2 protein-coding genes are annotated in these 2,642 nt (G+C 45.8%); both read left to right on the top strand.

The genetic code is table 11. The annotated features are described in order from the left end of the window. Window positions 1-233: 233 nt before the first annotated feature. On the top strand, window positions 234-452 hold the full coding sequence (locus tag JRI95_16930) for a hypothetical protein (GenBank protein MBW2063230.1): 219 nt from the start codon (window positions 234-236) through the stop codon (window positions 450-452). A 301-nt stretch (window positions 453-753) separates the two neighbouring features. Beyond that, the gene (locus JRI95_16925; GenBank protein ID MBW2063229.1) at window positions 754-2,241 is read left to right on the top strand and encodes a bifunctional methionine sulfoxide reductase B/A protein; all 1,488 of its coding nucleotides are present in this window, start codon (window positions 754-756) and stop codon (window positions 2,239-2,241) included. Window positions 2,242-2,642 lie beyond the last annotated feature (401 nt).

The following is a 2,642-nucleotide window of genomic DNA, read 5'->3' as shown; positions in this document are numbered from 1 at the left end:
CTTATGCCTGACCCGGCTTGCCAAGATGACTAAGAATCTTTCCTGATAACCTAATCACCAATTCTCTAATCCACTAAAACCACCCGTAAACAGCTTTTCAACACAAGCTGCATACCTGAAAATTTCGTTACTCCCTTCGCTTTTACTGCCTTTTATATATAGAGACGCGGCCATTAAAGGCGTCAAAAAAATATACATACTATAGTGAAAGCGGATACGAAAGGAGTATTAAAATGAAACGGCTAATAGTTACCATCATAGTTGCCATACTGGCAATCTCCCTTACCGGCTGCTCCTTTGTCAGGGAACACTATCGTGGGCACGCGAGCCACGAAGTTATCGTAACAAGCCCGCGGCATCTGCCCGTCAGGCATGAACGCTGGCATCGTCCCTATGCCCGCCGCCAATTTGAAAGACGTCACCATCCCGGATTCCGGCGAATGCACCATTAAACCTGTAAATCTGTGCCGTTATATTTAGCCCGATGGTGGGGCTTGCCCCACCTTTTTTTCTAACAGCGTCTTCTGTCCTTGTGCTCTTTTGCACTTGTACCTTCTTAATTCTTCATTCTCAATTCTAAGTTTTTACCACCACGAGATACAAGCGACAAAAATTTCCCCGTTCCAATTAAGGCCCGTATCAGCTCAGATTCCACTTGCCATATAGTGATATTTGTGGACAGTAGGGCCGATTTTGAGTATAATAAATGATAAAAGAATAAATGTGTCAGGACACAAAATCAGGAATATACCGATGAAGACGGAAATGGAATGTACCCACAGAAATTGGTTATTGCGTCTGATGTTTTTTTGCCTTGTTGCATCTGGAGTATTCGGTGGATGGCTATTCACTGCTCGGGCACAGACAGCCAATTCCTTGAGCAGCTTGGTCGTCGATGATTTCAATAGGGCCGAAAGTCATAAACATAGCCTTATCTGGACCTCGATAACTGAACAAACGAAAGATTCCGGTATAGTTGGAAGAGAACAGTTTGTGCAAAACGACGGCAGGTCTTGCTTGAATATAAAGGAGATTGTACCCTCGAAGAAAAACTTGATTCTTGTTGCCACTAAAGCCGCACCGGATAATCCCCGTGACCTGAATATCACAGGCCATGATGGTATTTACTTAAGGGCGAAAGGCACCGGTGGGCCATGCACCCTCGGCTTGTGGATAGAGAGCAAACAAGTCGGAGCGCAGCTTTATCAGGCTCCTTTCGAGCTGAAAAGCCAATGGCAGGAATTCCGGTTGCCATTTCGTATATTCCGGTTATTACCGAACACCAGGTCCATGAATACTCGGGAACTCTTCAGGATTATCGCCATCCCAGGACTAAAGCAAAGGACAGTAGAGATTTTCCTGGACGAGATTGGATTTTACAAGGAGCGGAAAATGTATAAGAAACTCACTCCCGAGCAAGAGCGGATTATTATTCACAAGGGTACGGAACGCCCTTTTAGTGGTAAATATGATGACCATTATGAAAAGGGAATCTATACCTGTATGCGATGTGGAGCGGAGCTTTTTGAATCGTCTTCGAAATTTAAGTCCGGCTGTGGCTGGCCAAGCTTTGATGAGCAAATCGAAGGTGCTGTTAAACGGCAGCGAGATGCTGATGGTGTGCGGACAGAAATTATCTGCAATCAATGCGGGGGCCATCTCGGACATGTCTTTCTGGGCGAGAAATTGACACCTAAGAACACACGCCATTGTGTGAACTCTGCTTCGATGGACTTTATACCGGCCAAAAAGCAGCAACAGACCGCCAAAGCTATATTCGCCTCAGGCTGTTTCTGGGGAACAGAGTACTATTTCAACAAGGTCCCCGGCGTAATCTCTACAACTGTTGGATACACGGGTGGCCACGTGGACAACCCCACATATAAGCAGGTTTGTACCGACAAGACAGGCCACGCCGAGGCCGTTAAGATCCTGTATGACCCGGCGATAATCAGTTATGAGCAATTGGCCAAGCTGTTTTTTGAGACGCATGATTTTACACAACTCAATCGCCAGGGGCCCGATATTGGTACGCAATATCGCTCTGCAATTTTCTTTTCTGAAGATGAGCAGAAACGCCTCGCCACACAACTAATCCGGATGCTTAATCAAAAGGGTTACGATGTAAAGACTCAGATAACACCGGCCGATAAGTTCTGGCCCGCAGAGAAATATCACCAGGATTATTACGACAAAACCAAAAAGCTCCCCTATTGTCATATATACAGAAAGATATTTTAAACCATTTCTTGCCCTGGAGTTTACCCCCGAGATTAGCCTACTTGTTAATCAACAGGGGACATAATTTACCCCGTGAGATAGTGAAAGCTTATCTCATTGGGATTCACCCCGTGAGATGCATAGCGTTATCTCACCGGGGCCAATTAACTAATACCCCCTAATCCCCTTCATCCTGCTTGCCCTCCGAAGCTTTAGCGAAGTTGGGAGCGAAGCCAGCCATGAGTAAAATCCAAGGGGTCGAAGGACTCACAGCGAAAGGCCTGACTCTGAAATTGATTATTGATTATTTCTCAACTTGACTGACTTTTAAGCTGTCATGCTGAGCGAAAAAAGCCTTTAGCCCTGAGCGAAGTCGAAGGGGAAGCATCTGGCCTTAGAACAGGATTTTGTCCCGTTCCGAG

Source organism: Deltaproteobacteria bacterium, assembly GCA_019308995.1.
Taxonomy (GTDB): Bacteria; Desulfobacterota; Desulfarculia; order Adiutricales; family JAFDHD01; genus JAFDHD01.
Note: the sequence above shows the minus strand (reverse complement) of the source record. Positions and strands in the feature narration are given on the sequence as shown.